The 24,895-nt window shown below is 71.4% G+C and carries 18 protein-coding genes and 1 pseudogene; 8 read left to right on the forward strand and 11 right to left on the reverse strand.

Annotated features, from left to right (window positions below):
• Positions 1 to 351: 351 nt before the first annotated feature.
• From ABZ464_RS37550 to ABZ464_RS37570, 5 genes are read right to left on the reverse strand one after another with little or no spacing between them, the layout of a single operon-like run.
• Positions 352 to 2,895 (reverse strand): glycoside hydrolase family 78 protein, encoded by a 2,544-nt coding sequence (locus ABZ464_RS37550; protein ID WP_359285157.1) that lies wholly within the window; start codon positions 2,893 to 2,895, stop codon positions 352 to 354.
• The gene (locus ABZ464_RS37555; protein ID WP_359285159.1) at positions 2,892 to 4,133 is read right to left on the reverse strand and encodes a family 1 glycosylhydrolase; all 1,242 of its coding nucleotides are present in this window, start codon (positions 4,131 to 4,133) and stop codon (positions 2,892 to 2,894) included. The genes ABZ464_RS37550 and ABZ464_RS37555 overlap by 4 nt, the downstream gene beginning before the upstream one ends.
• A 28-nt stretch (positions 4,134 to 4,161) precedes the next feature.
• Entirely contained in the window at positions 4,162 to 5,019 is an 858-nt protein-coding gene (locus ABZ464_RS37560) for a carbohydrate ABC transporter permease (protein WP_359285161.1), read from the reverse strand.
• Positions 5,016 to 5,966, reverse strand: a complete 951-nt coding sequence (locus tag ABZ464_RS37565) for a sugar ABC transporter permease (RefSeq protein ID WP_359285164.1) — start codon at positions 5,964 to 5,966, stop codon at positions 5,016 to 5,018. The genes ABZ464_RS37560 and ABZ464_RS37565 overlap by 4 nt, the downstream gene beginning before the upstream one ends.
• A gap of 34 nt (positions 5,967 to 6,000) precedes the next feature.
• Positions 6,001 to 7,323: an ABC transporter substrate-binding protein gene (locus tag ABZ464_RS37570; RefSeq protein ID WP_359285166.1), complete on the reverse strand. Its 1,323-nt coding sequence runs from the start codon at positions 7,321 to 7,323 to the stop codon at positions 6,001 to 6,003.
• Positions 7,324 to 7,619: 296 nt separating this feature from the next.
• On the opposite strand from ABZ464_RS37570, the gene ABZ464_RS37575 reads away from it, so the two are divergent.
• Positions 7,620 to 8,639 carry a LacI family DNA-binding transcriptional regulator gene (locus tag ABZ464_RS37575; RefSeq protein ID WP_359285169.1) on the forward strand — a complete coding sequence of 340 codons (1,020 nt, stop codon included), beginning with the start codon at positions 7,620 to 7,622 and terminating at the stop codon, positions 8,637 to 8,639.
• 369 nt (positions 8,640 to 9,008) lie between these two features.
• Here the strand turns inward: ABZ464_RS37575 and ABZ464_RS37580 are convergent, their stop codons facing one another.
• Both ABZ464_RS37580 and ABZ464_RS37585 read right to left on the reverse strand, forming a co-directional pair.
• Positions 9,009 to 9,146 carry a hypothetical protein gene (locus ABZ464_RS37580; protein WP_359285172.1) on the reverse strand — a complete coding sequence of 46 codons (138 nt, stop codon included), beginning with the start codon at positions 9,144 to 9,146 and terminating at the stop codon, positions 9,009 to 9,011.
• A 172-nt stretch (positions 9,147 to 9,318) separates the two neighbouring features.
• Positions 9,319 to 9,903 (reverse strand): TetR/AcrR family transcriptional regulator, encoded by a 585-nt coding sequence (locus ABZ464_RS37585; RefSeq protein ID WP_359285174.1) that lies wholly within the window; start codon positions 9,901 to 9,903, stop codon positions 9,319 to 9,321.
• Between the two features lie 157 nt (positions 9,904 to 10,060).
• On the opposite strand from ABZ464_RS37585, the gene ABZ464_RS37590 reads away from it, so the two are divergent.
• Positions 10,061 to 10,534 (forward strand): hypothetical protein, encoded by a 474-nt coding sequence (locus ABZ464_RS37590; RefSeq protein ID WP_359285176.1) that lies wholly within the window; start codon positions 10,061 to 10,063, stop codon positions 10,532 to 10,534.
• Between the two features lie 472 nt (positions 10,535 to 11,006).
• Here ABZ464_RS37590 and ABZ464_RS37595 read toward each other — a convergent pair whose 3' ends face one another.
• Positions 11,007 to 11,591: a TetR/AcrR family transcriptional regulator gene (locus ABZ464_RS37595; protein ID WP_359285179.1), complete on the reverse strand. Its 585-nt coding sequence runs from the start codon at positions 11,589 to 11,591 to the stop codon at positions 11,007 to 11,009.
• Positions 11,592 to 13,197: 1,606 nt separating this feature from the next.
• Between ABZ464_RS37595 and ABZ464_RS37600 the strand changes: the two genes are divergently transcribed.
• Together ABZ464_RS37600 and ABZ464_RS37605 are read left to right on the forward strand one after the other, a co-directional pair.
• The gene (locus tag ABZ464_RS37600; RefSeq protein WP_359285182.1) at positions 13,198 to 13,821 is read left to right on the forward strand and encodes a hypothetical protein; all 624 of its coding nucleotides are present in this window, start codon (positions 13,198 to 13,200) and stop codon (positions 13,819 to 13,821) included.
• A gap of 333 nt (positions 13,822 to 14,154) precedes the next feature.
• Positions 14,155 to 15,537 (forward strand): alpha/beta hydrolase, encoded by a 1,383-nt coding sequence (locus ABZ464_RS37605; RefSeq protein ID WP_359285185.1) that lies wholly within the window; start codon positions 14,155 to 14,157, stop codon positions 15,535 to 15,537.
• Between the two features lie 766 nt (positions 15,538 to 16,303).
• Here the strand turns inward: ABZ464_RS37605 and ABZ464_RS37610 are convergent.
• Entirely contained in the window at positions 16,304 to 17,011 is a 708-nt protein-coding gene (locus ABZ464_RS37610; RefSeq protein WP_359285188.1) for a FadR/GntR family transcriptional regulator, read from the reverse strand.
• 160 nt (positions 17,012 to 17,171) lie between these two features.
• On the opposite strand from ABZ464_RS37610, the gene ABZ464_RS37615 reads away from it, so the two are divergent.
• From ABZ464_RS37615 to ABZ464_RS37630, 4 genes and pseudogenes are all read left to right on the forward strand, one after another.
• Complete coding sequence (locus ABZ464_RS37615) at positions 17,172 to 18,398, forward strand: CoA transferase (protein WP_359285191.1); 1,227 nt, start codon at positions 17,172 to 17,174, stop codon at positions 18,396 to 18,398.
• Positions 18,395 to 19,165, forward strand: a complete 771-nt coding sequence (locus tag ABZ464_RS37620) for an enoyl-CoA hydratase/isomerase family protein (protein ID WP_359285193.1) — start codon at positions 18,395 to 18,397, stop codon at positions 19,163 to 19,165. Before ABZ464_RS37615 ends, ABZ464_RS37620 begins: the two co-directional genes overlap by 4 nt.
• A gap of 145 nt (positions 19,166 to 19,310) precedes the next feature.
• A pseudogene (locus ABZ464_RS37625) lies at positions 19,311 to 20,114 on the forward strand (MFS transporter); the annotation flags it as partial.
• A gap of 91 nt (positions 20,115 to 20,205) precedes the next feature.
• The gene (locus ABZ464_RS37630; RefSeq protein ID WP_359285195.1) at positions 20,206 to 20,403 is read left to right on the forward strand and encodes a hypothetical protein; all 198 of its coding nucleotides are present in this window, start codon (positions 20,206 to 20,208) and stop codon (positions 20,401 to 20,403) included.
• 146 nt (positions 20,404 to 20,549) lie between these two features.
• On the opposite strand, the gene ABZ464_RS37635 is transcribed toward ABZ464_RS37630, so the two are convergent.
• Both ABZ464_RS37635 and ABZ464_RS37640 read right to left on the reverse strand, forming a co-directional pair.
• Entirely contained in the window at positions 20,550 to 23,210 is a 2,661-nt protein-coding gene (locus ABZ464_RS37635; RefSeq protein WP_359285198.1) for a family 78 glycoside hydrolase catalytic domain, read from the reverse strand.
• A gap of 62 nt (positions 23,211 to 23,272) precedes the next feature.
• Positions 23,273 to 24,625, reverse strand: a complete 1,353-nt coding sequence (locus ABZ464_RS37640; protein WP_359285201.1) for an MFS transporter — start codon at positions 24,623 to 24,625, stop codon at positions 23,273 to 23,275.
• Positions 24,626 to 24,895 lie beyond the last annotated feature (270 nt).

Here is a 24,895-nt window from a genome sequence, read left to right on the forward strand (position 1 = left end):
GGGGAGCCGCGGCCTCGATGACCTCCTGGCGGCATGCCGTCATGCCGCTCCGGGAGACGACGGCCGCGCCGTGCGTGGGGGAGCGGGACCGGTTCGGGGGCTGTGCCGACCTGCGACGTGAACTCATGCCCGACGTGGGCGGAGAGGCCGGTGGACGCAGTACGAGGCGCACCGGCGGACGGGACACGGATTCCCCAGCGAGCCGTAACACACAGGAAACCGGGGTCACCCGCACCGAGAACCCGGAGGCGACGCCCCACGCCCGCGGGAGCAGTCGTGTAGGAAGGCAGACGTCCTGGGCCGGCTCCCAGCAGAGCCTCGCCCCCACCCGGTTGACCGACCGGACCAGCCTCAGGGGGAGCGCCGCCCCGAGCGCAGGGCCGCCGCGATCTCCCGGCGGCCGTGGGGCGGCAGGGACGAGTGGTCGTCGAGCGCGGTCGCCAGCGGAACGTGGGTGTTGCGCGAGAGGAACCGGTCCAGGTCCAGGGCCGGCAGATGCCGCTCCAGGACAGCCGTGACCGCGGGCCACACGGTGTCGTCCCCGGCCAGTGTCCCCACCGGTGTGTCCAGGGACAGCGGCCCGGAGCGCGGGCTCGCCCGGTACGTCCAGCGGTGCGCCCCGGCTTCGACCGGTACCGCGAGGCTGTCGGGGTGCAGGGGGAGTTCGACGGTCGCGGCCGTCTCCGGTGGGACGTCGACGGCGAGTGTCATCATGCCGTCGTCGTCCCTCCACTCGACCTTGATCGTGCCCGTGGGTGTCCGGTGCGCGGCCCGCACGTGCGTCAGGTCCCCGCCGGGACGCGGGGCGACGCGGACCGTGCGGTATCCCGGGCTCGTCGGCTCGATGCCCGCGACGACGGTGTGCAGCCAGTGGGCGATGGCGCCGAGAGCGTAGTGGTTGAGGGAGGTCATGCCGGAGGGGTTCACGGTGCCGTCGGGCAGGATCGCGTCCCAGCGCTCCCAGATCGTCGTCGCCCCGAGCACGACGGGATGCAGGAACGACGGCGCGTCCTGCCGCAGCAGCAGCCCGTAGGCCTCGTCCGTGTAGCCCGTGCGGGTCAGCGCGTGGGCGAGGTGCGGTGTTCCGGCGAACCCGGTGGAGATCGCGTAGCCGTCGCCGCGCACGATGTCCGCGAGCCGCCGGCCCGCCACCGGCAGCTGGTCCGGGTCCAGCAGCCCGAACTCGATCGCGAGGGCGTAGGCGGTCGCGCTCTCACCGCTGACCCGCCCGCGCGCGGTGACGTACTCGTCACGGAACCCGGCCCGGACCCGCCCGGCGAGGGCGGCGAAGTGCTCTGCGTCGTCCGTGCGGCCGAGCACGCGGGCGGTCTCCGCCATCTCGCGTGCGACCTTGGCGAAGTAGGCCGTGGCGACCAGATGCGGGTCGGTCCTTCCCCGCTTCGGGTCGTCGAGCGGGGCGGCCGGATCGAGCCAGTCCCCGAACTGGAAGCCGGAGCTCCACACGCCGCGCTCGTCCAGGAGCGCCTCCACGCTCCGGGTGAACGCGGTCATCGAGTCGTAGCGGCGTCGCAGGATCCCGACGTCCCCGTACTCCTGGTACAGGGCCCACGGCAGGCTCACCGCGGTGTCGCTCCACAGCGCGGTCGGCGCCCGGTAGGTGTGCTGCACATCGGGCACCACGAACGGCACGTGGCCGCGCTCGGCCTGCTCCGCGGCGAGGTCGTCCAGCCAGGAGCCGAGGACGCCGGAGACGTCGTACAGGAAGGCCGCGGTCGGTGCGAAGGCGTTGATGTCGCCGGTCCAGCCGAGCCGCTCGTCGCGCTGCGGGCAGTCGGTGGGGAGTCCGACGAAGTTGTCGCGCATCGACCATACGACGTTGTCGTGCAGCCGGTTGACCAGCGGGTTCGAGGTCGTGAACCATCCGGTGCGCGGCATGTCGCTGTGCACGACCACGGCCCGGACATCGGCCGCCGAGAGGGGGCCGGGCAGTCCTTCGAACTCGGCGTAGCGGAATCCGTGGAAGGTGAACCGGGGCTCGAACTCCTCCGGTCCCGTGCCGGCCAGCACGTACCGGTCCGTCGCCCGCGCCGTGCGCAGGGTGGTGTAGTCCGGCTCGCCGTCGACCAGGACCTCGGCGTGCCGGACGGTGACGGCGTGTCCGCGAGAGCCGGCGAGCCGCAGCCGGACCCAGCCCGAGATGTTCTGGCCGAAGTCGACGATCGTGGTCCCGCGGCGCGAGGAGCGGATGCCGAGCGGCGGCAGCTCTTCGATGCGCCGGATCGGCGGTGCGGCCGGGGCGACCAGGGTGGCCAGGTCCCGTTCGATCGCTTCCGCGGGTTCCCAGCCGCGGTCGTCGAACCCGGGAAGGTTCCAACCCGCCTGCTCCAGAGTCGCGTCGATGGTGACCCCGTCGTAGACGCCGTTGGCCCTGACCGCTCCTTCGCCGGTGCGGAACCGGTCGTCGGTGACGACCAGTTCCGTGCGGTCGGGACAACGCAGTTCGATCACCGCGAACAGCGCGACCCGGTCGGCGAACTGGCGGCGCCGGGCGATCTCCTCGTAGCCCAGCTTTCCCGTGGCCCAGCCTTCTCCGACGATCGCGCCGAAGGCGTTGGCGCCGGACCGGACGAGGGAGGTGATGTCGTGGCTGCGGACCACCAGACGGTGGCGGTACGACGTCCAGCCCGGTTCCAGGACCTCGTCGCCGACGCGGGCTCCGTTCACGTACGGCTCCACCACCCCCAGGGCGGTGATGTGCAGCGTGGCGGTGACCAGGTCCGGTGGCGCGTCGAACGCGCGCCGGAAGTAGACCGCCGGGTCCCCGGCCTCGCTCAGCGGCCGCGCGCGGGCGCCGACGAACACCGCACCGTTTTCCAGGTGTTCGTCGGCGCCCGGCCGCCAGGCGCCGGCGGTGACGGCCGGCCGACGGGTCACAGCCGCGTCCGGCGGGCCGCGAGGTCGCCCAGCCAGGTCGCCGAGCCGCGTGGCCTGCGTGCGAAGGTCTGACGGTCGACCTCGACGAGTCCGAAGGTCACGTCGTACCCGGAGAACCACTCGAACTCGTCCAGCAGCGTCCAGTGCAGATAGCCGCGCACTTCGACACCGTCGGCGACCGCGGCGGCCAGGTGCCTGAGCGCATGGCGGGTGTGTTCCCGTCGCAGTGTGTCGTCGTAGGTGCAGACACCATGCTCGGTGACCAGGACCGGCCGCCCCGAGACCGAGGCCGCGTCGCGCACGGCGTTGGCCAGCGACCGTGGATACAGCTCCCAGCCGAGCGCGTCCACGGGCCTGTCGGGTGCCGGCTTCTGCACGCCGTCGGCCCCGACGAGCCGGCGGGTGTAGTTCTGCACCCCGACGAAGTCGTCGTCGCGGCTGACTTCGAGCCACGCCGTGACGGCCTGCCGCCGCAGGGCCTCGGCACGGTCCTCGAAGCCGGGCACGGGCTGGTAGTCCACGCAGGCGAGGGACCATCCCACCGGGACGTCCATGTGCGACCTGATGGTCTCGCGTGCCCGCCGGTGTGCCTCCGTGTAACGGCCCAGCTGGTCGCCGTCCCACAGCATCATCGGGCGGAAGACGTTCGCGCCGACGGAGTGGCGGCGGGTGGCCTGCTCCAGTGCCTCGCCGAGATCACCGGCCGCGGCACCGCCCACACCGCCTCCGCCCACGGCGGCCACGGTCGCCACGTTGGGCTCGTTGAGCGTGATCGCCCAGTCGACCTCGCCTGCCAGATGCTCCGCCGCCCGGTCCACATACCGCTCGAAGCGGTCGACGGCGCGGGCGTTCGTCCAGCCGCCCTCGGCGGCGAACCACAGGGGGGTGGTCCAGTGGTTGAAGGTCACGACGGTGCGCAGGCCGAGTTCGTGGCAGCGCGCCGCCAGCCTCCGGTAGTGGTCGAGCTGAGCCGTCGAGAACTGGCCGGGCTCCGGTTCGACGCGGGCCCACTCGACGCTGAAGCGCAGGGCCTGCAGTCCGAGGTCCGCGGTCAGCCGGACGTCCTCGGGCCAGCGGTTGTAGAAGTCGACCGCGTCCGCGCTGCGGTGTTTGAACACGGTGTCGGGGGTCTGCTCAAGAGCCCAGCAGTCGCTGCTGACGTTGTTTCCCTCTATCTGGTGACCGGCGGTCGCTGCGCCGAAGAAGAAGTCGGACGGGAAGCCGTGGTGCTCCGTCACGTGCGGTGTTCCTCTCACGGGGTTGGGGTCAGCCCTTGATCGCGCCGGACGAGAGACCGGGAATGACACGCCGCTGGACGGCCAGATAGACCAGGACGATCGGCAGGCTCGTCAGGACGACGTGCGCGAAGATCAGGTTCCAGCGCATCACCGACTGGTCGGCGGAGGCCGACGCGAACTGGTACAGCGCCAGGGGCAGAGTCGCCCGGTCCTGCCCCTGGAGCAGGAACTCGGCGAAGAAGAACTCGTTCCAGGTGGAGATGATCAGGATGACCGACCCCACCAGGAGGACGGGGACGACGAGCGGGAAGATGATGCGCGCGAAGATCTGCGGTCTGCTCGCGCCGTCGATGGCGGCCGACTCCTCCAGTTCCCGTGGGATCGACTTGACGAAGCCGGTCGCGAGGAAGATCACCGATCCCATGCGGGTTCCGGTGAGCACCAGGAAATAGCCGATCCGGGAGCCGTCGATGTGCAGGGTCTGCAACTCGTAGATCGTCGGCAGGACGGCCGGCGGCAGCACCACCGAGAGCACGGTCGCGTTGTAGGCGACCTTCGCCGTCATGGACCGTGACCGGGCGTAGCCCCACGCGGCCATCGCGCCGAGGACGACGACCACGGCGATGGTGGGGACCACGACCATCAGGCTGTTGGTCAGGGCCCGCAGGTAGTGGCCCTCCCGGATCACGGTGGCGTAGTTGTCCCCGAGGGCCCACGTCTTCGGCAGCCCGAGCCCGAGCAGGGAGGCTTCTCCCATCGGCTTCACCGAGTTGACCAGGAGCAGCCACAGCGGAAGGACCACCCAGGGGAGCGCGATCAGGCTCAGCACGGCCAGACGTGCCGTGGTGCGGCGGCGCGCCGAACGGGTCGCTGCCGGCGCGCTCATGCGTCGATCTCCCGGCGTCGGAGGTAGGTGATCAGGGGGAGTCCGATCACGATGACGAGGACGGTGACGACGAGGTTCAGCGAGCTGGCGATGCCGAAGAACCCGCTGCCGTACTGGTTGAACATGGCGATGTTCAGCACGTTGGTCGCCGTTCCGGGGCCGCCCCGGGTCGTCGCCGCGATCAGGTCGAAGGCGTTGATGGCCCCGAGCATCGTGACGACGACGGTGAAGGTGAAGGCGGGCGCGAGGAGCGGGAAGCGGATGCGCCAGAACCGCTGCCAGGGACCCGCGCCGTCGACGGTCGCCGCCTCCGTCAGCGACTCGGGGATCGCGTGCAGGCCCGCGATGTAGACCAGGGTGATCAGTCCGCTCCATTTCCAGGCGTCGACGCAGGCCAGGGAGAGGAGGGCGCTGGTGGGGTGTCCCAGCCAGGCGTAGGAGAAGCCCGGCTCGAACAGTGCCACGAATCTGTTCAGGGGGCCGCTGGGTGCGAGGAGGGCGCTCCAGATGTAGCCCGCGGCCACCGGAGCGATGAGGACGGGGAGGAAGAAGAACGACCGGAAGAACCCGTTCACGCGATCCGAGCGCTGCAGGAGCAGCGCCATGCAGAGACTGAAGACGTTCTGCACGATCATCGCGACGACGGCGTAGACCACGGTGACCTTGACGGACTGCCAGAGGATGCCCTGCTGGACCAGGCCCCGGAAGTTCTCCAGGCCGTTGAAGGAGATGGTGTCCGCATATCCGCTCCAGTCGGTGAAGGCGAACCGGATGTTGAGGAGGAACGGGACGGTGAAGAATCCCACGACGAGAGCGAGGGCGGGGAGGATGAACGGCCACCAGCCCATGCCCCGGCGGCGGCCGTCGCCGCGGCCGGGAGGCCGCGGAGGGCGGAGCCGGGCGGTGGTCGACTCCCGTTCGGCGACAGCGCCGGCGGTGTCGGTCATGTGAGGCCTCTTGTGGTGTGGGTGTGTGCCGGCCCTACCAGCCGGACAGATGAGCGGCCTTCGCGCCCTGCTCGAACGCCTGCTGGGCCAGTCGGCCGGCCTGGGCCGGCGAGTACTGGCCGCTGAGCACGCCGCTCATGATGACCGGGAACTGCGCGCTGAAGCCGACCAGGCCCGAGTTGAAGGCCAGCGACTTGGTTCCGGCGTAGGAGGCCGCCACCTCCTGCTCGATGCCGGTCCACCGGGGTGCCTCGGCGCCGGACAGGATGGGCAGCCGGTGCGTTTCGGTGAGGTACTTCTGGTAACCGTCGGTGGTGATCCACTGGAGGAAGGCCAGCGCGGTGCTCTCGTTGCCCGTCCTGCCCGTCTTCGGCACGTACCAGGTGCCGTTGAAGGAGGGCGACCAGGCGGACACCGGTCCGGTCGCGGAGGGAGTGGCCCAGCCGATCGCCGCGCTGGTCCTGGCCACGTCGTTGCCGTACACGGCGGTCAGGGACGGAAGTTGACTGCTGTTCTGGGGAAGCAGGGCCGCCGCGCCGTCCGCGAGTGCCTTGAAGGAGGTCTCGGACTTCGCGGTGGTGGCGTCCTTGTTGAAGCACCCCATGGACTTCAGCTTCCTGTACTCCGTGACCGCGGCGACGAACGGGCCCTTGGAGTCGTTCAGGCTCGCCTTCCTCGCCAGCACCTTCTCGGCGTAGCCCTGCTCGTTCTCGATGCTCGCGAGGTAGTCGATGATCTGGATCTGCGTCGGGAACTGGGATCCGCCCGCCTCGTAGATCGGGGCGACGCCGGGCTTCTTCTGCTTCAGGGTCGTGCAGATGTGCTCGATGTCGGCGAAGGTCCCAGGAGCGCTCAGTCCGGCGTCCGCCAGCACCTTCTTGTTGTAGAACATGCCGAACTGGCCGGGGCCGACGGTGATGGCGGCGTAGATCTTCCCGCCCAGGGAGCCGGCGCTCTTGTAGGTGTCCCCGGAGCGCTTGACGTACGGCATCTTCGAGAGGTCGATCATGTTCGACGCCGGGTTCAGCGACCAGAACAACGACGTGGCGTGGAATTCCAGCAGGTCCGGGCGGTCGCCGCTGGCCCAGCGCGTCTGGACCTGGTTCTCGATGCCGTCGGCGGGCAGCTGGACGAGCTTCATCTCGACGCCGAACTTGTCGCCGAAGGCCTTGTACGCGTCACGTACGTAGGGCGCGTCGGCGCTGCTCGTCCACACCGTCAGCTTCTTCGCCTGGACCTTGGCCGTTCCGTCGGCACGTGCGCCGCTCTCTCCGCTTCCGGAGTTGTTCGCCGAACAGGCCGTCAGCGTGAGCCCGACGACGGCTGCGACCGCGGTCGCGCCCTGGGAAAGCCTCATTGCTTCTCCTCGGATCCTCGGTGGTGACACCGGCGGTCCGCGGTGGGGCGCGGACGAGTGCGAAGTGCTACGCAAGGGGTTACAACTTTTACGTAATCGGTTGCGCTGACGGGGGAATCTAGCCCGGCCCTCCGGTAGCGTCAATGACCTTCGCATCGACAATCTGCCAGTTGCGGAGTGGTGGTGAGGTGTCCGAGTGTGGGACGGGCATGGCAAACTTCACGCAACCGCTTGTGCCTCATGGCCGTCCGACGGCCGTCGTGAGGGGGAGTTCTTATCCGAGACGGGAGCCGCGGATGACCTTGGAGAAGTCGGCCACCATGCAGGACCTCGCGCGCATGGCGGGGGTGTCGGTGGCAACGGTTTCCCGTGCGCTCAGCGGTAAGCCCGGTGTCTCCGCCGGAACGCGGTCCACCATCGCCCGGCTGGCTCGCGAGCTCCGCTACGCCGGCAACGAGCCCGCGCGAGCCCTGTCATCGGGGCGGACCGGGCGGGTGGCCGTCACCGTGCCCAACATCCAGGCCGAGTACTTCGGGCGCATCCTGACCGGCGCTGCCCGGGTGATCCACGACGCCGGTCTGAGCCTGGTCCTGGAGACGACGCACCACGACCCGGAGCGCCAGCACGACGCCATCGACAGCTTCATCAGGATGGGCGTCGACGGGGGCCTTCTGCTCCTGCCCGCCGAGTCCGCCCAGGAGCTGACCGCCCTCTACGACAGCGGGTTCAGCTTCGTTGTGATCGATCCCATCGAGGAGGTCACGGCACCCCTGCCGTGGATCACCGCGACCAACGCCCTGGGAGCCCGTCAGGCGATGGAGCACCTGTTGACGCTGGGGCACCGGAGGATCGCGATCATCACCGGCGAGCCCGACTTCCTGAGCACCAAAGAACGTCTGCACGGCGCTCGGCAGGCTCTCGAGAGTGCCGGAGTGCCCCTGGACCCCCGACTCGTCCGGGCCGGGCGTTACACCGAGTCCACGGGGGCGTTCGAGGCGACACTGGACCTGTTGCGCCGTCCGGACCCGCCGACCGCCATCTTCGCCCTCAGTGACCGGCTCGCCTTCGGTACGCTCCGGGCCGCCCACGAGCTGAGGATCGCGGTGCCCGACTCCCTGTCCGTCATCGGTTTCGACGGGCTCGAGGCCGCCCAGATGGTCTCCCCGGCCCTGACGACCGTGCGCCAGCCTCTGGCGGACATGGGATCGACCGCGGCGACGATGCTGCTGCAGCTCATCAACGGCGGCAGGCCGCCCGCCATGCACATCCAGCTGGCCGCGGAACTCGTCGTGCGCGAATCCACCGGGGCCGTGTGAGGCCGTGCGCGCAGGCGGAGGGCCCACACTCCGCCGGTCACTCCCCGCGTCCGGCGACCTGCGCACATGGCGCTGCGCCGGCCCGCTCCTCACGGGCGACGCCTCGCGAAACCGGGCGGGCCGGCCTGGGTGACCGGTGCAATACAGGGGGGCGATGGACGGTGCCCTCATTCCGGGCGGAGAGGGCAAGGCCGGCGACTCCGAAGAGTTCGACGCACTCGCTGAGCGCGGACGGCACCCTCCCCGAGGGCGCGGTCCGGTCGCACCGCGACTGACGGACCAGGGGCCGCCCCTAACCGCCGGGGCCGGTCCGGTGTTCCTCCCCGCTGACCGGACAGGCCCCGGTCCGCCCGGTGGATCTCGAGCTCGTCATCCGCTTCCTGTTCCCGGGCGGCCGCGAGCTGTGAGCGGCGGGACGGGTGTCCCGGCCGCGGCGCGGACTCCGGCGGAGACGGTCTCGGGCGAAGCGGTGCCGGCGTTGCGGTTGACGACGGCGGTCGTGGTCATGACGCCACCCACCCGGGGAGTCCGGGTGCGGCGGCGAGGGGCCCCTCCGGTGCGTCGAGGGGCGGGTGCGGGAGAACGCGCACACGGCGAACACGGCGCGTCACCACACCCGTCAGAGACAGCGGGCGAGGCCGTGCCGTGCGTCCCGGGCGGCCGTTGTCCCGCTGGTGTGTCATGTCTTGGGTAGCCAGGGGGCCAGGGCGCTGTCGACTTCGCCGGCCACGGTGTCCTTGTCGATCCTTTCGCCGAGCATGGAGCGGCGGAAGAACAGGGGGCCGACGATGCGGGCCATGAGCTGGCGGGAGTGTGACTGGACGCCGGGGCGGAGTTCGCCGCGTCGGGCGGCGGCGGTGAGGGCGTCCGTGAAGTGCCGGTCGACGCGGCCGAACACGTCCTCGCGGATGCGCCGTGCTTTCTCGTCGCGTTCGGCTCGTTCGAAGACGGTGGCCATGATGGATGCGGAGGCGGGCTGGTTGAGCCAGTTGGTCTGCTGCTGGATCTGGTCCGTCAGCTGGTCGCGGACGGGGCTGTCGTCGAAGGTGAGCAGGGGGCGGACGCTGTCGGCGAGTGCGTCGACGAGCAGGCTGTGCCGGTCGGGCCAGTGGCGGTAGACGGTGGCGCGGCCGATTCCGGCGCGACGGGCGACGGTGGCATGGGTGACGTTTTCGGGGCCGCCGTCGACGAGGAGTGCGGTGGCGGCGGTCAGGGCGGCGGCGCGGCTGCGCCGGGCGCGGGGGTCGTTGTGGGTCCGGGGCATCGAGACACCTCTCTCGCACGATCTCTGAGACGGTTTGACTCACACTTATCTTCGATACATACTGTCTCACAGATGGCCGGGTGATCGCCCTGTCGATCGAGCACCTTCAGCAGCAGGTCCGCCAGGGGGCCTGCCGCAGGGTCCGAGGAGACGGCTCATGTCCATGAACGAGAACGTCATCACTCTCCGCTTCACCGACCGTGCCGCCGCGTTCCGGGCACTGGGCGGCCTGAAGGACCTCAGCGCCGAGAACGCGCAGGTCCGTTCCGCCGTACTGATCGAGTGCCTGGAGGACGGCTCGGTGCGCGTCACCGGGGACACCGACGGCGCGGTGGAACCGGACACGGCGGCCGCGGCCCGCATCGCACGGACCGCGCTCGAAGGTGCGGTCGTCCTCGCCGAGGTCCGGGAAGAGGGCACCGACACCCTGGACATGCTGGCGCTGTGGTACGGCGCGGTCCTGGAGCGCCTCCCGGCCGGCTCCGCACACGGGAGGCTGCGAGTGGTGGAAGGCGGCGCCGCAGGCGCCGGGGAGGAAGTGACGGCGGCCTGGTCCGAGGACGAGCCACCGGAAGCCATGTGGGAGTCCTCGGGCGCGGTCGCGACGCTGCGGCGGACGACCGCCGCATAGCCGGGCCGCAGAGCCCGCGGGCGCGGCGCGACTACCTGCCGCCCATGGCGCGGACACACCCGCACCGCTTTCCCTCGGTCATGCCCTCGGTCGCCGCCGAGTCTCCGGGGCATGGCCGCGGCCCGCCGCCCTGCCTGCGGCCGGCGTCGACGGGGGTGGGTGACCCGCGACGGCCGCGACGCGAGGCAGGAGTGCTGCGACCGCGCCGACGGCTGCGGCTGCGACGCCGGCGCGCACCACGCGAGCGGCGCCTGTGGTCGAGGTCGTCGGCGAACCGGCCTTCGCGCAACGCCCCGGAGGGACGGACGGGGACGGGGGACGGCGCGGTGGCGCCGGTCGACGCCTTGTGTGCGGCACGCTGTCCCGGCGGCGAGTGGTCGCCGGAGCTGGATGGGTCCGGCCCCGCGGCCCGGGGTGAGTTTGCGGAAGCGCGCGCGGTTCGGCGGCTGACGGCGCGGAGCGCGCCGGAGATTCACGCGTGCGGCTTCCAGGGTGCGAGCGCGGCGTCGACCAGGCTGACCACCAGGTCCTTTTCGAGTCGCTCGCCGTCCAGGAAACGGTGGAAGAGCAGCGGCCCGACCATGCGTGCGATGAGATCCTTGGCGTGCTCCTGGACGCCGGCGCGCAGTTCGCCACGTTCGGCGCCGGCGGCCAGTGCCCGGGCGAAATCTTCATCGGCCGTGCCGAAGATCTCCGTGCGGATGCGCCGCGCGTCCTTGTCCCGCTCGGCCCGCTGGATGACCGTGGTGATCACCGACACGGCACTCGGCTGGTTCAGTCGATCGGCCAACTGCTCCAGTTGGGTGACCAGTTGGTCGCGGACGGGGCTGTCGTCGAAGGTCAGCATGGGCCGGACGTCGTTGGCGAGTGCGTCGATGAGAAGGGCCTGCTGCTCGGGCCAATGGCGGTAGACGGTGGCGCGGCCGATTCCGGCGCGACGGGCGACGGTGGCGTGAGTGACGTTTTCGGGTCCGCCTTCGACGAGGAGTTCGGTGGCGGCGGTCAGGGCGGCGGCGCGGCTGCGCAGGGCGCGGGGGTCGTCGTTGGTCCGGGGCATCGGAACACCTCTCTCGCGGCTCTTGTGAGACGTATTGACCCATAATTAATCTACGATACATATCGTCTCACAGGTGGGGGCGGAAAGTCCCGTCGAGACCCGCGCAGTGCCTGCCCATCGGTCCGTGCGGGCCCGCGGGGCGGTCGGCCGAAGGCGGGTCCACGTCCGCCGTGAACGGCGACACGGTCACCCTGCCTCTCGCCGGCCGTGCGTCGCGTGTCACCGCAGCACGGTGCCGTCCTGTCGTGGCCCGTGGCCCGTGGCCTGCGCGTCGAACGGGCGGACCGTGGAGCGGCTGTCGGGCGGGTCGGGGAGCGCGCGATGCGGAGCAGGGCGGGACCATGGCGCCCCCGTCCCGGGCGAGGCGATGCCGCGCCGCGGCGGGACGCAATCGTCCGGTCGGCGGGACTTCGTGGGCGAGGGACGGCTCACCGCCGTCCTGGGCGGTGACGGTGCGTCAGTCATGCGGGATGCCCGGTCCGTCGTGTTGTCGGCGGCCACCGTGCTGCGGCGGCGCGGCTCTCGGGCCGGCGGGGTCGGTTGAGATGTGACCGAGGCGCTTGTGGACTCAAGGCACAACATGGCGAAAGCCTTCGTGCGCGGACCGCGCACGACGTGGCTGACGGCAATGGTGTCGGACCCTCCCGCCACCGGGCAGCCCGGAGGGTGAGCGATCCGAGCCTGGAAGCGCACTGTGAACATCCGGTGCGGGACCGAGGACGCGGCTCGGGGCCGGCAGTACCGCGTGACCGTCTCGGACACCAACTGGGCAGGTCGGCGGGGTGTCGTCAAGGGCTCTGTGCCCGCGTCGGTCGACGTCGGCGGCATCCCCTCCTGCCCCGGCGCACGCCGTACATGAACTGCCGGGGCCCGGGTACCGCCGGGCCCCGGTGACACCGCGGACGGGCGGCGTTCTGCCGCCGGCCCATGCGAAGAGAGAGATGGGATACGGGTACATGAGCAAGCGTCGGACCACCGGCCCGAACGCGCGGCGCAACCGGAGGATCCAGACGGCGGGCGCCGCGTTCGCCCCCACCGCCGCCGCCACCGTGGGCGGTATCGCCACAGCCGTCCCGGCCGGCGCCGCCACCCTCACCTGTGTGACCGTCTCCTGCCTCGGTGACGTTCCCGCGCCTGGTCGGAGACCTGGGGCACCGCGTGGGACCGCTGCAGGGCGGCGGACTCCCCGACCATGTCGATCCACCTGGATTCCGTGGGTACCGGATGGACGGACACCCCCAGGGAGCAGTTCTGCACAACCCTTGTGGACATGCCGGGGCACCGCCTGATCTGACGGGTGACCAGGGGGCACCGTAGGGGCGGTCGCTGCCCGGTGTCCGCGCGCCGGAACTTCCCCCCGGACCCCGAACCCCGCGATGGCCCGCCTCCGTGGGGAGGCGGGCCATCGCGGTATGCCGGTCAGCCCCCGTACCCTCCACCACCCCTCATGGTTTCCCCCTCCAACTTGTGAGACGTATTGACTCACAAGTCATCTACGATACATACTGTCTCACAGAGAGAAACGGAAGCCCCGGCAAGACCGGGCGCCGCAGCCGTCCACCAGCGAACACGGCCCCGCGAGGGTCGGTCGACCAAAGGAGAGTTCATGTCCGTCAACGAGAACGCCCTCACCTTGCGCTTCGCTGACCGCGCCACTGCCTATCAGGCCCTCAGTGACCTGAAGTACCTCAGCCCCGTCACGACGCGGGTCCGCGCCGCCGTCCTGATCGAACGCCTCGAAGACGGCGCGGTGCGTGTCCCCGAGGGAATGGAGACCACGGCCGGGCGCGGTACCGCGATCGGCGGGCTGGTCGGCTCGCTGGTCGGCATCCTCGCCGGTCCGCTCGGCGTCCTCATGGGCTGGGGTGTCGGCGCGCTGATCGGCGGAGGCCGCGACTACAGGCGGGCCGAACACGTCGGCACCGCCGTCGACGCCTTCGTCCGCCATGTCCCGCCCGGCGGCACGATCATCCTGGCCGAGGTCGAGGAGAGCGACACCCAGGTCCTGGACCTGCTGGCCATGCGCTACGACGCCGTCCTGGAGCGCCGCCCCCTCGACGGCGTGCGCGCCGAACTCAAGGCCATGGAGGAAGCCGCCGAACGGATCCGCAAGGACGAGGCGAAGGCTGGGCGCGAACACAAGCGCGCCGAGATCGCCCGGAAACTCGGCCGGCGCCCTGGCGGACACGAGGAGGGCGACACCGCGCCCAAGGAGACGCTCTCCGTGTGAACGCCGGGAGCGACACAGACGCGGGGCACGGACCGGACCGCGGTCTCCTCATGTGCCCCCGCCGGTCGGGGCGGGCCACCCCACACCCGCCCCGGCCGACTCCGGGACAGCCCATATATGCAGAATCGTCGTATATCTGGCCAGTAAGGAAGAGGCCGAGTTGAGTACCTCCACAAGGCAACACTGCGGCAGCCTCGCAGACTTCGTCTTCCCGCACGTCGACGAGCCCGAGCCGGGCCGGCAGTCGTTCCGGTCGAACCCCGCCCCATGCGCGTACGACCTCCCGACGGACGGCATGACCATGAGCGGCGAGCGCGTGGGCGGGTGTGCCCGATGACGAAGCGCTTCATGACGACGGGTCTGTCCCGCAGGGCGGTGCTGGCCGGAATCCTCGGCGGTGTCGCCGTCCCGGCTCTGTCCACCCGCCCCGCCGCCGCCGGCGCGGCCACGGGCGCGGGCACCGCGGAGCCGTACGTGCCGATCGCCGTCGGCGCCGGCGGTGGTCCGGCGGGGTCGGACCGCGTTCATGTGCTCAAGGTCGGCCCTGACACGGCGCACACCGTACTGGTGCTGGTACCGGGCATGTTCGGGGCCGCGAACGACTTCCGGCTGCTCGCCCGGGACCTGGTCGCGCAGCTGCCCGGCGTGCAGGTCTGGGCGTTCGACCGGCGCGAGGAGAACCTGGCCGACCGCAGCGGATTCGTCACCGCGGACCCGGCCGCCTACTACCTGGACGGCCACTACCGCTCGCTCGACCCCGACGCCGCGGCGTTCGCGGGCCACTGGGGCCTGGCCCGCACCCTGTCCGATCTGCGCACCGTCGTGCTGGCCGCGGCCGGCGGCGGCCGGCGCCGGGTCGTGCTCGGCGGCCACTCGTGGGGTGCCACCACGGCGCTGGCGTATGCCGCCTGGGACTTCGACGGCAGCCCCGGATACGACGGACTGTCCGGCCTGGTCCTCGTCGACGGCGGGGTGAGGGGCGCCTTCGCCGGGAACGGGGATCCGGTGGAGAACTCGCCGGAGCAGGTGAAGGAACGGCTGGCCGCCATCGACGGCGGTGCCGTCTTCGACCTGACCCTGAGCGCGGTCGGGCTCGGCAGCCGGGCGGAGAGCACACAGATCTGGTACCAGCTCGCCGGCTGGTACGCCCATCGCGACCCCTGCGGGCCCTCCGTCCTCCAGCCCCGGATGCCCGACGCCCTGCGGCCCCCGGTCCCCGTCACCAACGCCGGACTGCTGGGCGTCCTGGTGGACACCGGCTTCGGCTGGCCGAACGACATCAGCGTCCACTCCGGGCATCTCGCCGACAGTGGGGACGTCCGGGGCTGGGTCGACACCGGCATCACCCCCATCAGCCGGGTCGCCACGGCGTACGCGGGCGGCCCCGAGCCCGCCGTGTGGGAGTGGTACTGGCCTGCCCGGCTCTCCGTCGACCTCGACGTCACCGACGCCTACGCGGACACCGACCTGACCCGCTCGCTGGGCCTGCGGCTGTCGCACTGCGGCGGCCTCGACATCCCCCTCTTCGTCTTCCAGACGAGCTACGCGCAGGGGACGATCGAGTCGGCCGCCCGCGAGGTCGTCGCCAACTCCCGTATCCCGTACGCGGTGTACGAGACGGACAACGGCATGAACCACCTCGACCCGCTGTTCGCCGCGCCGGAACGCAACACCCTCACCGCCTCCCTCCCCTCCTTCCTCACCGGACTGCACTGAACCGAGTGGTGGAAGCCGGTACCTGGTGTTCCCGGGGTGTGAGCGTCTCGTCCTGCGGCGGGCGGTAGCACTCCGTCCGTGCGGGAGCCGGCGCCGAGGACGAGCATCCGCGTTCCGCATGCGCGCGGAAACCACCGTCGCATGCGGGGGCCACGTTCCGGCCCGGTGGACGGGGGCGACCGCGTGAGCACGGTCGCGGTCGTCACCGAACCCTGAGCCGGCTCATCGGGCCGTGCCGGTGGGCTGCGGTTGCCCGGTCCGGTCGCCTGGTCGCCTCGGTCGGCCCGTCAGACACCCGGCGGAGGCCAGGCACGCGGCGATGGCGACGAGGCCGCACACGGCGCCCCAGCCCAGTGCGGCGAAGGCGTGGGCGCCGAGCCATGACCCCGCACTGCCGCCCAGGAACGCGCAGGTCATGTAGCCGGTGTTGAGGCGGCTCCGGGCCTCGGGACGGAGGGCGAAGATGCCCTGGCGGTTCGGGAGCTGCCGGAGGGCCGGAACACCTGATGTCCGCGGTGTCACCTGAGCCCTTCGGCTCGGCCGGTGCTCGTGGACCTGGAGGAAAGTTCCAGCCTGCCGGAAGGCGACCCGGTCCGGGGCGACGCCTGCGCGCTCCGGCGCTCGTCCGTCGGAGCCCACGCACCATGTACCAGCCGAACACGACCCGCGTCGCCATGGTCGCAAGGGGCCACATGGAGGGGTTCGGGCGACGCATGCCGTGTCCTGCCGGACCGGCTGCGCGGTCCGGTGGCTCCTCCTCGGTGGTTCAGCCCAGCGCTTCGGCCTGCCAGTCCAGCAGCTTGACGTGCCCGACGGTCACCACGTGGTGGTGCATGGCGTGGGCGGCGGCCTCGGAGTCGCCCGCGCGAATGGCCTCGGCGATGGCGCGGTGCTGCTCCAGGGACTTGGCCGGCCGGCCGGGCTGGCGCAGTGACTCCTCCCTGCTCTCGGCGATGGGCAGGGAGATCTCGGTCATGAACGCGGCGAGCAGCGGGCTGTGGCCGGCCGCGGTGACCGCGGCGTGGAAGCGTTTGTCCTCGGAGACGCCCAGCTCACCGCGGTCGATGGCCTCGGCCATGACGGTCAGTGCGGCGTCGATCTCCTGAAGGTCCTGCTCGGTCCTGCGGGCCGCGGCGAGGAAGGCGAGTTTGGTCTCCAGGGCGTCCCGGGCGTCCAGGACGTCGGGGAGCCGGCGGCGCCGGTCGATCATCGTCTCCAGCGGTTCGGCGTCCAGCCGGTCGCGCAGGAGGTAGGTGCCGCCGCCGTGCCGTACCTCGACGAGGCCCTGGACCTCCAGGGCGACGATCGCCTGGCGTACCGAGGTGCGGCTGACGCCGAGCCGGTCCGCGAGGTCACGTTCCGGAGGCAGCCGGTCGCCCGCGTGGAGGTGCTCCTTCTGCACGTACTCCCGTAGCCGGTCGACCACCTGTTCGTACAGGCGGGGCCGTGTCAGCGGGCGCAGCGACTCCGTCACGGCGCGGTCCTTTCCCCGGTTGGTCTCCCCGAGCCTCGACCGCTGCCCCTTGACAGCGGCTGGGACTCGTCGAACACTCTAGCCCACGGTCCAGTGGTCCAGTGGTCCATCCAATTTGATTCGCAGGGCCGCGTCAGCGTCAGAAAGGCACCGATCAGGCATGACCTCCACCGCAGCACCGGGTTCCGGGTGCGCCGTTCCCGGCGCCCTCGCCGGAATCCGAGTCCTCGATCTCTCCCGCATCCTCTCCGGTCCGCTGGCGACCATGGTCCTGGCGGACCTCGGCGCCGACGTCGTCAAGGTGGAGGACACCAAGGACGGCGACGACACCCGCCAGTGGGGCCCGCCGTTCCAGGGCGGCGAAGCCTCCTACTTCCTGTCCGCCAACCGCAACAAGCGCGGGGTGAGCGTCGACCTCAAGAGCGAGCGCGGACGAGAGTTCGTGCTGCGGCTCGCCGACCGCTCCGACATCCTGGTGGAGAACTTCCGCCCCGGCACCGCCGCCCGCCTGGGCCTCGGCTACGAGGAGCTGTCGGCGCGCAACCCGGGTCTGGTGTACGCCTCCATATCCGGTTACGGCCACACCGGCCCCTGGGCCGAACGGCCCGGCTACGACGCCATCGCGCAGGCGCAGAGCGGCATGATGAGCATCACCGGCGAAGCGGGCGGACCTCCGATGCGCCCCGGCGTCGCCACCGCCGACATCGGCGCCGGCATGTGGGCCGCCATCGGCATCCTCGCCGCCCTGCACGCGCGCCGCTCCACCGGCCGCGGCCAGCACGTCGACATCTCCCTGCTCGACGGGCAGCTCGCCTGGCTCACCTACGTGGCAGGCGGCTACTTCACCACCGGCGACACCCCCGGCCCGCACGGCTCGGCCCATCCGACGATCGTCCCCTACCAGGCCCTGGCCACCGCCGACGGCCATCTGATGATCGCCGCCGGGAACGACAAACTGTGGCGGACCTTCGCCGAGGTGCTCGGCGAACCCACCCTCGCCGCCGACCCCCGGTTCGCCACCAACCCCGACCGGGTGCGCCATCGTCGGGAACTCATCCCGCTCCTGGAGGCGGCGCTCGCCCGCCGCACCAGCACCGAGTGGGCCGAGGCACTGGACGCCGCCGGAGTGCCCTGCGCTCCGATCAGCACGGTCGAACAGGCACTGACCAGCCCGCAGGCCGTCGCCCGCGAGATGGTGTCGGTCCTCGATCACCCCACGGCAGGGGAGTTGCGCACCATCGGATCGCCCCTCAAGCTCAGCGCCAGCCCCGTCCGCATCCGCACCGCCCCGCCGCTGCTCGGCCAGCACACGGAGGACGTACTCGCCGAAACCGGTTACAGCGCCCGGGAGATCGAGGAACTGCGGGCCACGGGAGCCGTACGATGACCGGCGGCTCGGCCGCGGTCGGGCTCCAGCGCGACGGCGGCCTCGCCACCGTACGGGTCGGCACGGGACGCCGGGCCAATGCGCTCACCACCCGCGACTGGCACGCCCTCGCCACCCTGTTCGAGGACCTGGCCGACGACCCGACGCTCCGCGCGGTCGTCCTCGCCGGCGCGGGCCGCAGCTTCTTCAGCGCGGGTTCCGACATGCGTGAATGGCTGTCCGCCGACCCTGCCGACATCGACGCCAGTTTCGCCGCGATGGAGAGCGCGCTCACCGCCGTCGAACGCCTCCCGGTCCCCGTCGTCGCGCGCATCCGCGGCACCGCGGCGGGTGCCGGCTGCCAACTCGCCTGCGCCTGCGACCTGCGCGTCGTCGCCGACGACGCCACGCTGGGCATGCCCATCGCCCGCTGGGGCATCCTCGTACCGCCGACGTTCGCCGCCCGCATCGCCCTGCTCACCGGTCCCGCATCGGCCCGCGACCTGCTGTTCACCGGACGGCTGGTCGACGGCCCTGAGGCGGTACGGCTCGGCCTGGCCACCACCCACGTGCCCGAGGCCGAGCTCGACGACACCGTCACCGCGCTCGTCACCTCGATCATCGCCCACTCTCCGGCGGCGGTCCGCGCGGCGAAACGCTCCGTCGACATCCTCCTGGAACCCGTCCGCGACCACCTGCGCAAGACCCCCACCGGACCGGCCGCCGACTACGCCGGCATGCAGGCCGGACTCGCCACCTTCCTCGCCCGCGTCACCGACGCCGGCTGATCCACGACGGGCCGCCGGTCCGCCACCCCGCTCAGTCCTCCCGTGCGCCTCCCGACATCGTCACCATTCGAACGGAGCCGAATCGAGGTCCCCGTGACGATCAACGAGCAAACCACGACGACATCCGCCGCCATCGCCCCCCACCATGACCGAGCTGCTGCCCCGCGCCGCAGTCGCGGTCACCCCCGGCAACATCGGCTGGTACGGGCAGATCGGCGCCGCTCTCTTCCTCCTCGGCTGGGGCTGCTCCTTCATCTGGGGTCCCATCGCCGACCGCTTCGGCCGCAAGCCGGCCATGACGGCCTCGATCCTGATGTACGGCGTCTTCACCGCCCTGGCCGGCGTCTCCACCAACCTGTGGCAGTGGAACGCCTTCCGCTTCCTCGCCGCCATCGGCGTGGGCGGCGAATGGGCCATGGCCGGCACCCAGCTCTCCGAGGTCATGCCCGAGCGGGTGCGTGAGTGCTTCGGCGGACTGATGCACTCGGCCGCCTACTTCGGCGTCCTCGCCGTCTCCGCCGTCTATCTTCTGTTCGGACCCGAACTCGGCTGGCGTGGCATGTTCTTCATCGGCGGCTTCCCCGCCCTCGCCGTCTTCCTCATCCGCCGCAGCACCCCCGAGCCCGAACGCTGGAAGGACAAGTCCGACGCTGCCGAGCGGTCGTTCTGGCAGCCTGTCGTCGAGATCCTCACGCCCCCGTACCGCGGCCGCACCGTCGGCACCCTGCTGCTACTCGTCGTGTGCGTCATCGGCCTGTGGGCGGGCTCGACCTACGTCCCGACGGCCATGAACAACCTTTCGGCACAGGCCGGTTACAGCCACGACACCACCGTCCACCTGGCCGGCCTCTCCTCGATGACGGTCGCTGCCTTCACCGTCGTGGGCTGTTTCGCGGTGCCCGGCCTGGCCGGACGCCTCGGCCGACGCGGTGCGCTGGCCACCCTGTTCGGGCTGATGATCGTCGGAACGGTCGGAACGGTCGGCGCGTACGGGGTGGCGTACCCGATGTCATCCATCGGCCTGACCTTCGCCCACCCGGATGCGGGCCACCGCCTTCGCGTTCACCACCAACTTCTCCCGGTGGTTCGCCGCCGCGGGCACCTTCCTCATCGGATACGGCATCCACGCCGCGGGTTCGCTCACGCTCCCGCTCAGCCTCACGGCCGTCGTCTTCGTCCTCGCCATGGGCCTCGTACGCCTGGCTCCGGAAATCCGCGGAGAGGCCCTGCCGGACTGATCCCGCGATCCCGGGACCGTTGCGACGGCGCGGGCGCAGCGGGAAGGGGCGGTGGCGCCGCGATGCCACCGCCTCTCCTGCGCCATGCGCACGGCCCGGGTGCGGTCGCGTGCGGTGCCCCGGGTCTCAGGATGCCCTCGACCCCGTCAGCGTCCTTTCCCCATGAGGCGCGTCGCGGTGAAGGTGCCCGCCTCCGCGGTCTCGGCCGTGCCGTCGGGGAAGACGACGTGTGCGGTGGTGGCCGGCGGGACGTCCACCGTGACGGTGAGTTCGTCGCCGTCCGTCCGCCACTCCACGGCGATCGTTCCCTGCGGGGACTCGTGGGTGCCCCGGGCCCATGGCACGGACGGGTGCGGGACGGGCGCGACCTCGAAGGACTCCCAGGCGATCGACCCCGGCGTCTGGCGCAGTCCCAGGACGTGGGTGTGCAGGAAGCGGACGACCGCGCCCTTGCTGTAGTGGTTGAGGGACTCGTGGGCCGTACCACTGTCGTCGACGCCCTCCCACTCCTCCCAGATGGTGGTCGCGCCGTGGTCGAGCATGTACAGCCAGGACGGCGCGGTGCGCTGCAGGAGCAGTTCGTAGGCGACGTCGGCGTGACCGTGGTCGGCGAGGACGGGAAGGAGGTCACCGGTCGCGAGGAAGCCGGTGGTGAGATGGGTGCCGGCGGCGCGGACAAGCTCGACCAGGCGCGTGGCGGCGGCCTCGCGCAGTTCGTCGGGGACGAGCCCGAGGAACAGGGCGCGCACGTAACCGGCCTGGGAGTCGCCGGCGGTACGTCCGTCGGGGGAGAGGAACTCGGTGCGCCAGGCGTCGCGGACCTGCTCGGCGAGCTCCGCGTAGCGGGCCGCGTCCTCGGTGCGGTCCAGTACCCGCGCGACACGGGCCAGGGTCGCCGTCGAGCGGTACAGGAAGGCCGTGCCGATCTCGCCCTTGTCGGCCATGAACCAGGCGACGGGATCGTCCTTGACCGGGTCGATCGGGGTGCCGTCCGCCGCCTTCTCCTTCGGTTCGGTCCACTCGCCCCAGTGGAAGGAGCCGTCCCACAGGTGGCGCTCGTGCGGCAGCGGCTCGGCCGAGCGCTCGACGCGGGAGTGGTGGCGGAGGGTGCGGGCGGCTGTGAGGGCCCACTCGACCCAGCGGACCATCGCCTCCCAGTTCTCGGCGAGGATCTCCCGGTCGCCGTACGACTCGTACAGCTCCCACGGGACGGCGACGACGGCGTCTCCCCAGCCGGCCGAGCCGGTCATCATCGCGAACTGGTCGTCGAGGTGGTGTTTGATACGGCGTCCGTCGGGTGAGAAGTTGGCGATCCGGCCGTCGGGCAGCTGGTCGTCGCGGACGGCGCGCAGCCATTTGCGGCTGAAGCCCAGGACGTCGTAGAGGCGTGTCGCGGTGGGTGCGAAGACCTGGTAGTCGCCGGTCCAGGCGAGCCGTTCGCGGGTCGGGCAGTCGGTGGGCACGTCGACGGCGTTGCCGCGGAAGCTCCACTCGGCGATCTCGTGGAGGCGGCCGAGATCGTGGTGGCCGCAGGCGAAGGTGCCGGTGCTGCGCAGGTCCGAGTGGACGACCCGCATGACGACGCTCGCCGGATCGAGCGGGGCGCCGTCGCGGTGGATGCGCGCGTACTGGAAGCCGTGCACGGTGTGGCGCGGTTCGAACATCTCGCCGCCGCCTCCCGCGGAGACGACCTCGTCGCGCTGGACGAAGGGAAGAGGGGCCTGGCCGGGACGGGCGGAGTCGAGGTGGACGGTCGTCAGGTCGCCGTCGGGGCCGAGGTGCTCGCCGTAGTCGACGACCGTGCGGGTGCCGGCCGGGCCGAGGTCGCCCAGGGCGATCCGGCCGGAGGCGTTCTGGCCGAAGTCGGCGATCCACACACCGTCTTCGAGCCGTGCCACGGACTGCGCCGGGCGTGACTCGATCACACGCACCGGCGGCGCCGGCGACCAGTCGATCGCGGGCGCTTCCACCCGATCGACGAGAACGGGCCCGCCGGCCCCGGGCCGCAGCCGGAAGTCGGTGGTCTGCCCGTCCATGAGGTCGGCCCTGGTGATGGCGGACTCCGCGCTCGTCCACGTTCCGTCGGTACGGACGACCTGGCGAGCGCCGTCCTCGTAGACGATGTGCAGTTCGGCCCGCGCGCCGGTCGTCGTGCCCCAGCCGGCCGGGAGCCGGAAGGCTCCCACCTGCCCCCGGTACCAGCCGTCGGACAGCACGATCTCGATGCGGTTGCCACCCGTCGCGACGGCTGCGGTGACGTCGCAGGCCTGGGCGTAGAGCGTGCGGTCGTAGGAGGTGGACCCCGGCGAGAGTTCGGCCGTGCCGGCCCGCTCGCCGTTGAGGTACGCCTCGTACACCCCGAGCGCAGTCGCGTACAGCCGTGCCGAGCGCACCCCGGCCCGTGCCTCGAACCGGGTGGACAGGATGTATGCGGGCCGTCTGCCGTATCCGGGATCGCCCGACTCGACGGGGCTGATCCAGCGCGCCTCCCAGTCGGCGGCGAGAAGACCCGACTCGAAGGTGTGCCACGGAGACCACGGCGAGCCGTCGCCGCCGAGCGCCCGGACCCGCCAGGCCACCCGCCGGCCGCTGGACAGAGCCGCCCACGGCCAGGGGAGGAACCGGTGCCCGCCGACGGCGGTGGTCACGGCGGGCAGCGCCGCTCCGTCAATGGTGCACTCCACCTCGTACGCCACCGGGTCCACCGCGTCCGGTGACGGCTTCCACGACAGCCGGGGCGCGGACCCCGACACCGGGAAGGTGTCACCGCCGCTGTCGATGCCCAGGCCGTACGGTGCGTTGTGCATGCTGTGCCTCTCGATTCTCGGTGGAATGTGACGCATTCCGGGAAGCCGGCCCGGATGCCGCGCTACCGGACCGACTTGACCTTGAACTTGACGACGAGGCCGCCGACCAGCGCCAGGACGGCGCCGATCAGATAGAGCACGGTGTAGTTCTTCTCGCCGCCCTCGCCGACCCCGACCGTGATGACGAACGGGGCGATCAGCGGGGCGACGGCGCTGGGGATCTTCTGCGAGAAGGCGACGACCGCGAGGTAGCGGCCCGCCTCTGCCCGGTCCGGCAGGACGGCGAACACGATGGCCTGGTCGACGGCGCTGAACACCGCGATGGCGAACTGCATCAGCACCGCGCCGACGATCAGCTGGGGCATCGAGTGGGCGAACGCCTCGGCGACGGCACCGGCCACGAACACCGTGGAACCGATCAGGGTGAACAGCTTGCGCCGGCCGAGCTTGTCGGACAGCAGGCCGCCCCCGATGGCGCCGCCCGACGCGGCCACCACGCCGATGGTCCCGATGACCGCCACGATCCCGGCGACCTCCTTGACCGGCAGGTCGAGTCGCTGCGCGTAGAAGAACGTCCCGAAGGTCGTGTTGAAGTACAGGCCCATGAAGAAGACGAAGCGGCCGAGCCAGTTCCAGCCGAAGTCCGGGTATCTGCGCGGGTTGAAACCGTAGCTGGTGACCATGCTCCGCACGGTCACGCCGCTGGTGTGCACGAGTGCGCGGGAGTCGCCCTCGGGCCTGAACACCGGGAACAGCATCACCATGGCGGCACCCAGGACACCCGGGACCAGGAACACCAGGAACGTGCTGGAGGCCACCCCGTAGGCGAGACCGATACCCAGCACCGGGGCGATCTGGGTCATGGCGCTGGTCAGGGCCGAGACCCGGCCGCGCTGCTCCTCGGGCACGCGGTCCGCCTGGACGTTCTGGATCGCCTGTCCGGCCGTGGACCAGCCGATCATGCCGAAGACCCACGCCAGGCCCAGCAGAGGGACCGACGGCGCGAGCGCGACCCCGGCGAGCGCGACGGTGCCGAGGAGCGCGCCGCCGATCATGAAGGGCGTGCGACGGCCGAGGCGGGAACGTGTCCGGTCGCTCCAGAGACCGATCAGCGGGCTGAGGACCAGGTAGGCGAACTGGGCGGACCCGGTGACGTACCCGAGCCGCTCCTCGTGCCCCGGCGCGAGGTCCGAGATCCGCACGGCCAGCGAGTAGGAGAGGGGGACCATGAGGGCCAGGGCGCCGCCGAAACTGGCGATCATCAGCCATGCGAGATAGTCCCGGCCCACCCTCTGCAGCGCCGGTGCCTCGATCTCCGGCGTGGCGGGCGGCGCGGCGGGCCCCTCGGTGGTGTCCTGCAGTGCAGCCGTCGGAGGGGGGACCACCACGCTGACGTCCCGGTCGTCGTGAGGCATGAGGACTCCTTTGTCACATGATGCTAAGAGGCGGCGGCGACCGCCGGTGGCGAGGAAGGCCGTGGCCGGGCCGAGGTCGGGGAGGAGAGGCCATGGCGTTCCGCACCGCCGGACCGGTCGGCTCCGGCGCGCGGCGGGAAGCAGCGGGACGGTTGGGAGGGCACGCTGAACGGAGCCCGCCGGTGAACAGGGCGAGAGCCGGACCCGTGCGGCGGCTCGGAACACCGGCCGTCCCGTGGGGCCGGGTTCCGGTTGCCGCCGAAGAGGCCG

Source organism: Streptomyces sp. NPDC005820 (genome assembly GCF_040630255.1).
GTDB lineage: Bacteria > Actinomycetota > Actinomycetes > Streptomycetales > Streptomycetaceae > Streptomyces.

Coding starts and splice junctions, on each gene's coding strand:
- ABZ464_RS37605 (WP_359285185.1), top strand. CDS start 14,155: ATGACGAAGCGCTTCATGACGACGGGTCTGTCCCGCAGGGCGGTGCTG.
- ABZ464_RS37560 (WP_359285161.1), bottom strand. CDS start 5,019: ATGAGCGCGCCGGCAGCGACCCGTTCGGCGCGCCGCCGCACCACGGCA.
- ABZ464_RS37595 (WP_359285179.1), bottom strand. CDS start 11,591: ATGCCCCGGACCAACGACGACCCCCGCGCCCTGCGCAGCCGCGCCGCC.
- ABZ464_RS37615 (WP_359285191.1), top strand. CDS start 17,172: ATGACCTCCACCGCAGCACCGGGTTCCGGGTGCGCCGTTCCCGGCGCC.
- ABZ464_RS37640 (WP_359285201.1), bottom strand. CDS start 24,625: ATGCCTCACGACGACCGGGACGTCAGCGTGGTGGTCCCCCCTCCGACG.
- ABZ464_RS37630 (WP_359285195.1), top strand. CDS start 20,206: ATGCGGGCCACCGCCTTCGCGTTCACCACCAACTTCTCCCGGTGGTTC.
- ABZ464_RS37585 (WP_359285174.1), bottom strand. CDS start 9,903: ATGCCCCGGACCCACAACGACCCCCGCGCCCGGCGCAGCCGCGCCGCC.
- ABZ464_RS37635 (WP_359285198.1), bottom strand. CDS start 23,210: ATGCACAACGCACCGTACGGCCTGGGCATCGACAGCGGCGGTGACACC.
- ABZ464_RS37565 (WP_359285164.1), bottom strand. CDS start 5,966: ATGACCGACACCGCCGGCGCTGTCGCCGAACGGGAGTCGACCACCGCC.
- ABZ464_RS37590 (WP_359285176.1), top strand. CDS start 10,061: ATGTCCATGAACGAGAACGTCATCACTCTCCGCTTCACCGACCGTGCC.
- ABZ464_RS37570 (WP_359285166.1), bottom strand. CDS start 7,323: ATGAGGCTTTCCCAGGGCGCGACCGCGGTCGCAGCCGTCGTCGGGCTC.
- ABZ464_RS37600 (WP_359285182.1), top strand. CDS start 13,198: ATGTCCGTCAACGAGAACGCCCTCACCTTGCGCTTCGCTGACCGCGCC.
- ABZ464_RS37575 (WP_359285169.1), top strand. CDS start 7,620: ATGACCTTGGAGAAGTCGGCCACCATGCAGGACCTCGCGCGCATGGCG.
- ABZ464_RS37620 (WP_359285193.1), top strand. CDS start 18,395: ATGACCGGCGGCTCGGCCGCGGTCGGGCTCCAGCGCGACGGCGGCCTC.
- ABZ464_RS37580 (WP_359285172.1), bottom strand. CDS start 9,146: ATGACCACGACCGCCGTCGTCAACCGCAACGCCGGCACCGCTTCGCCC.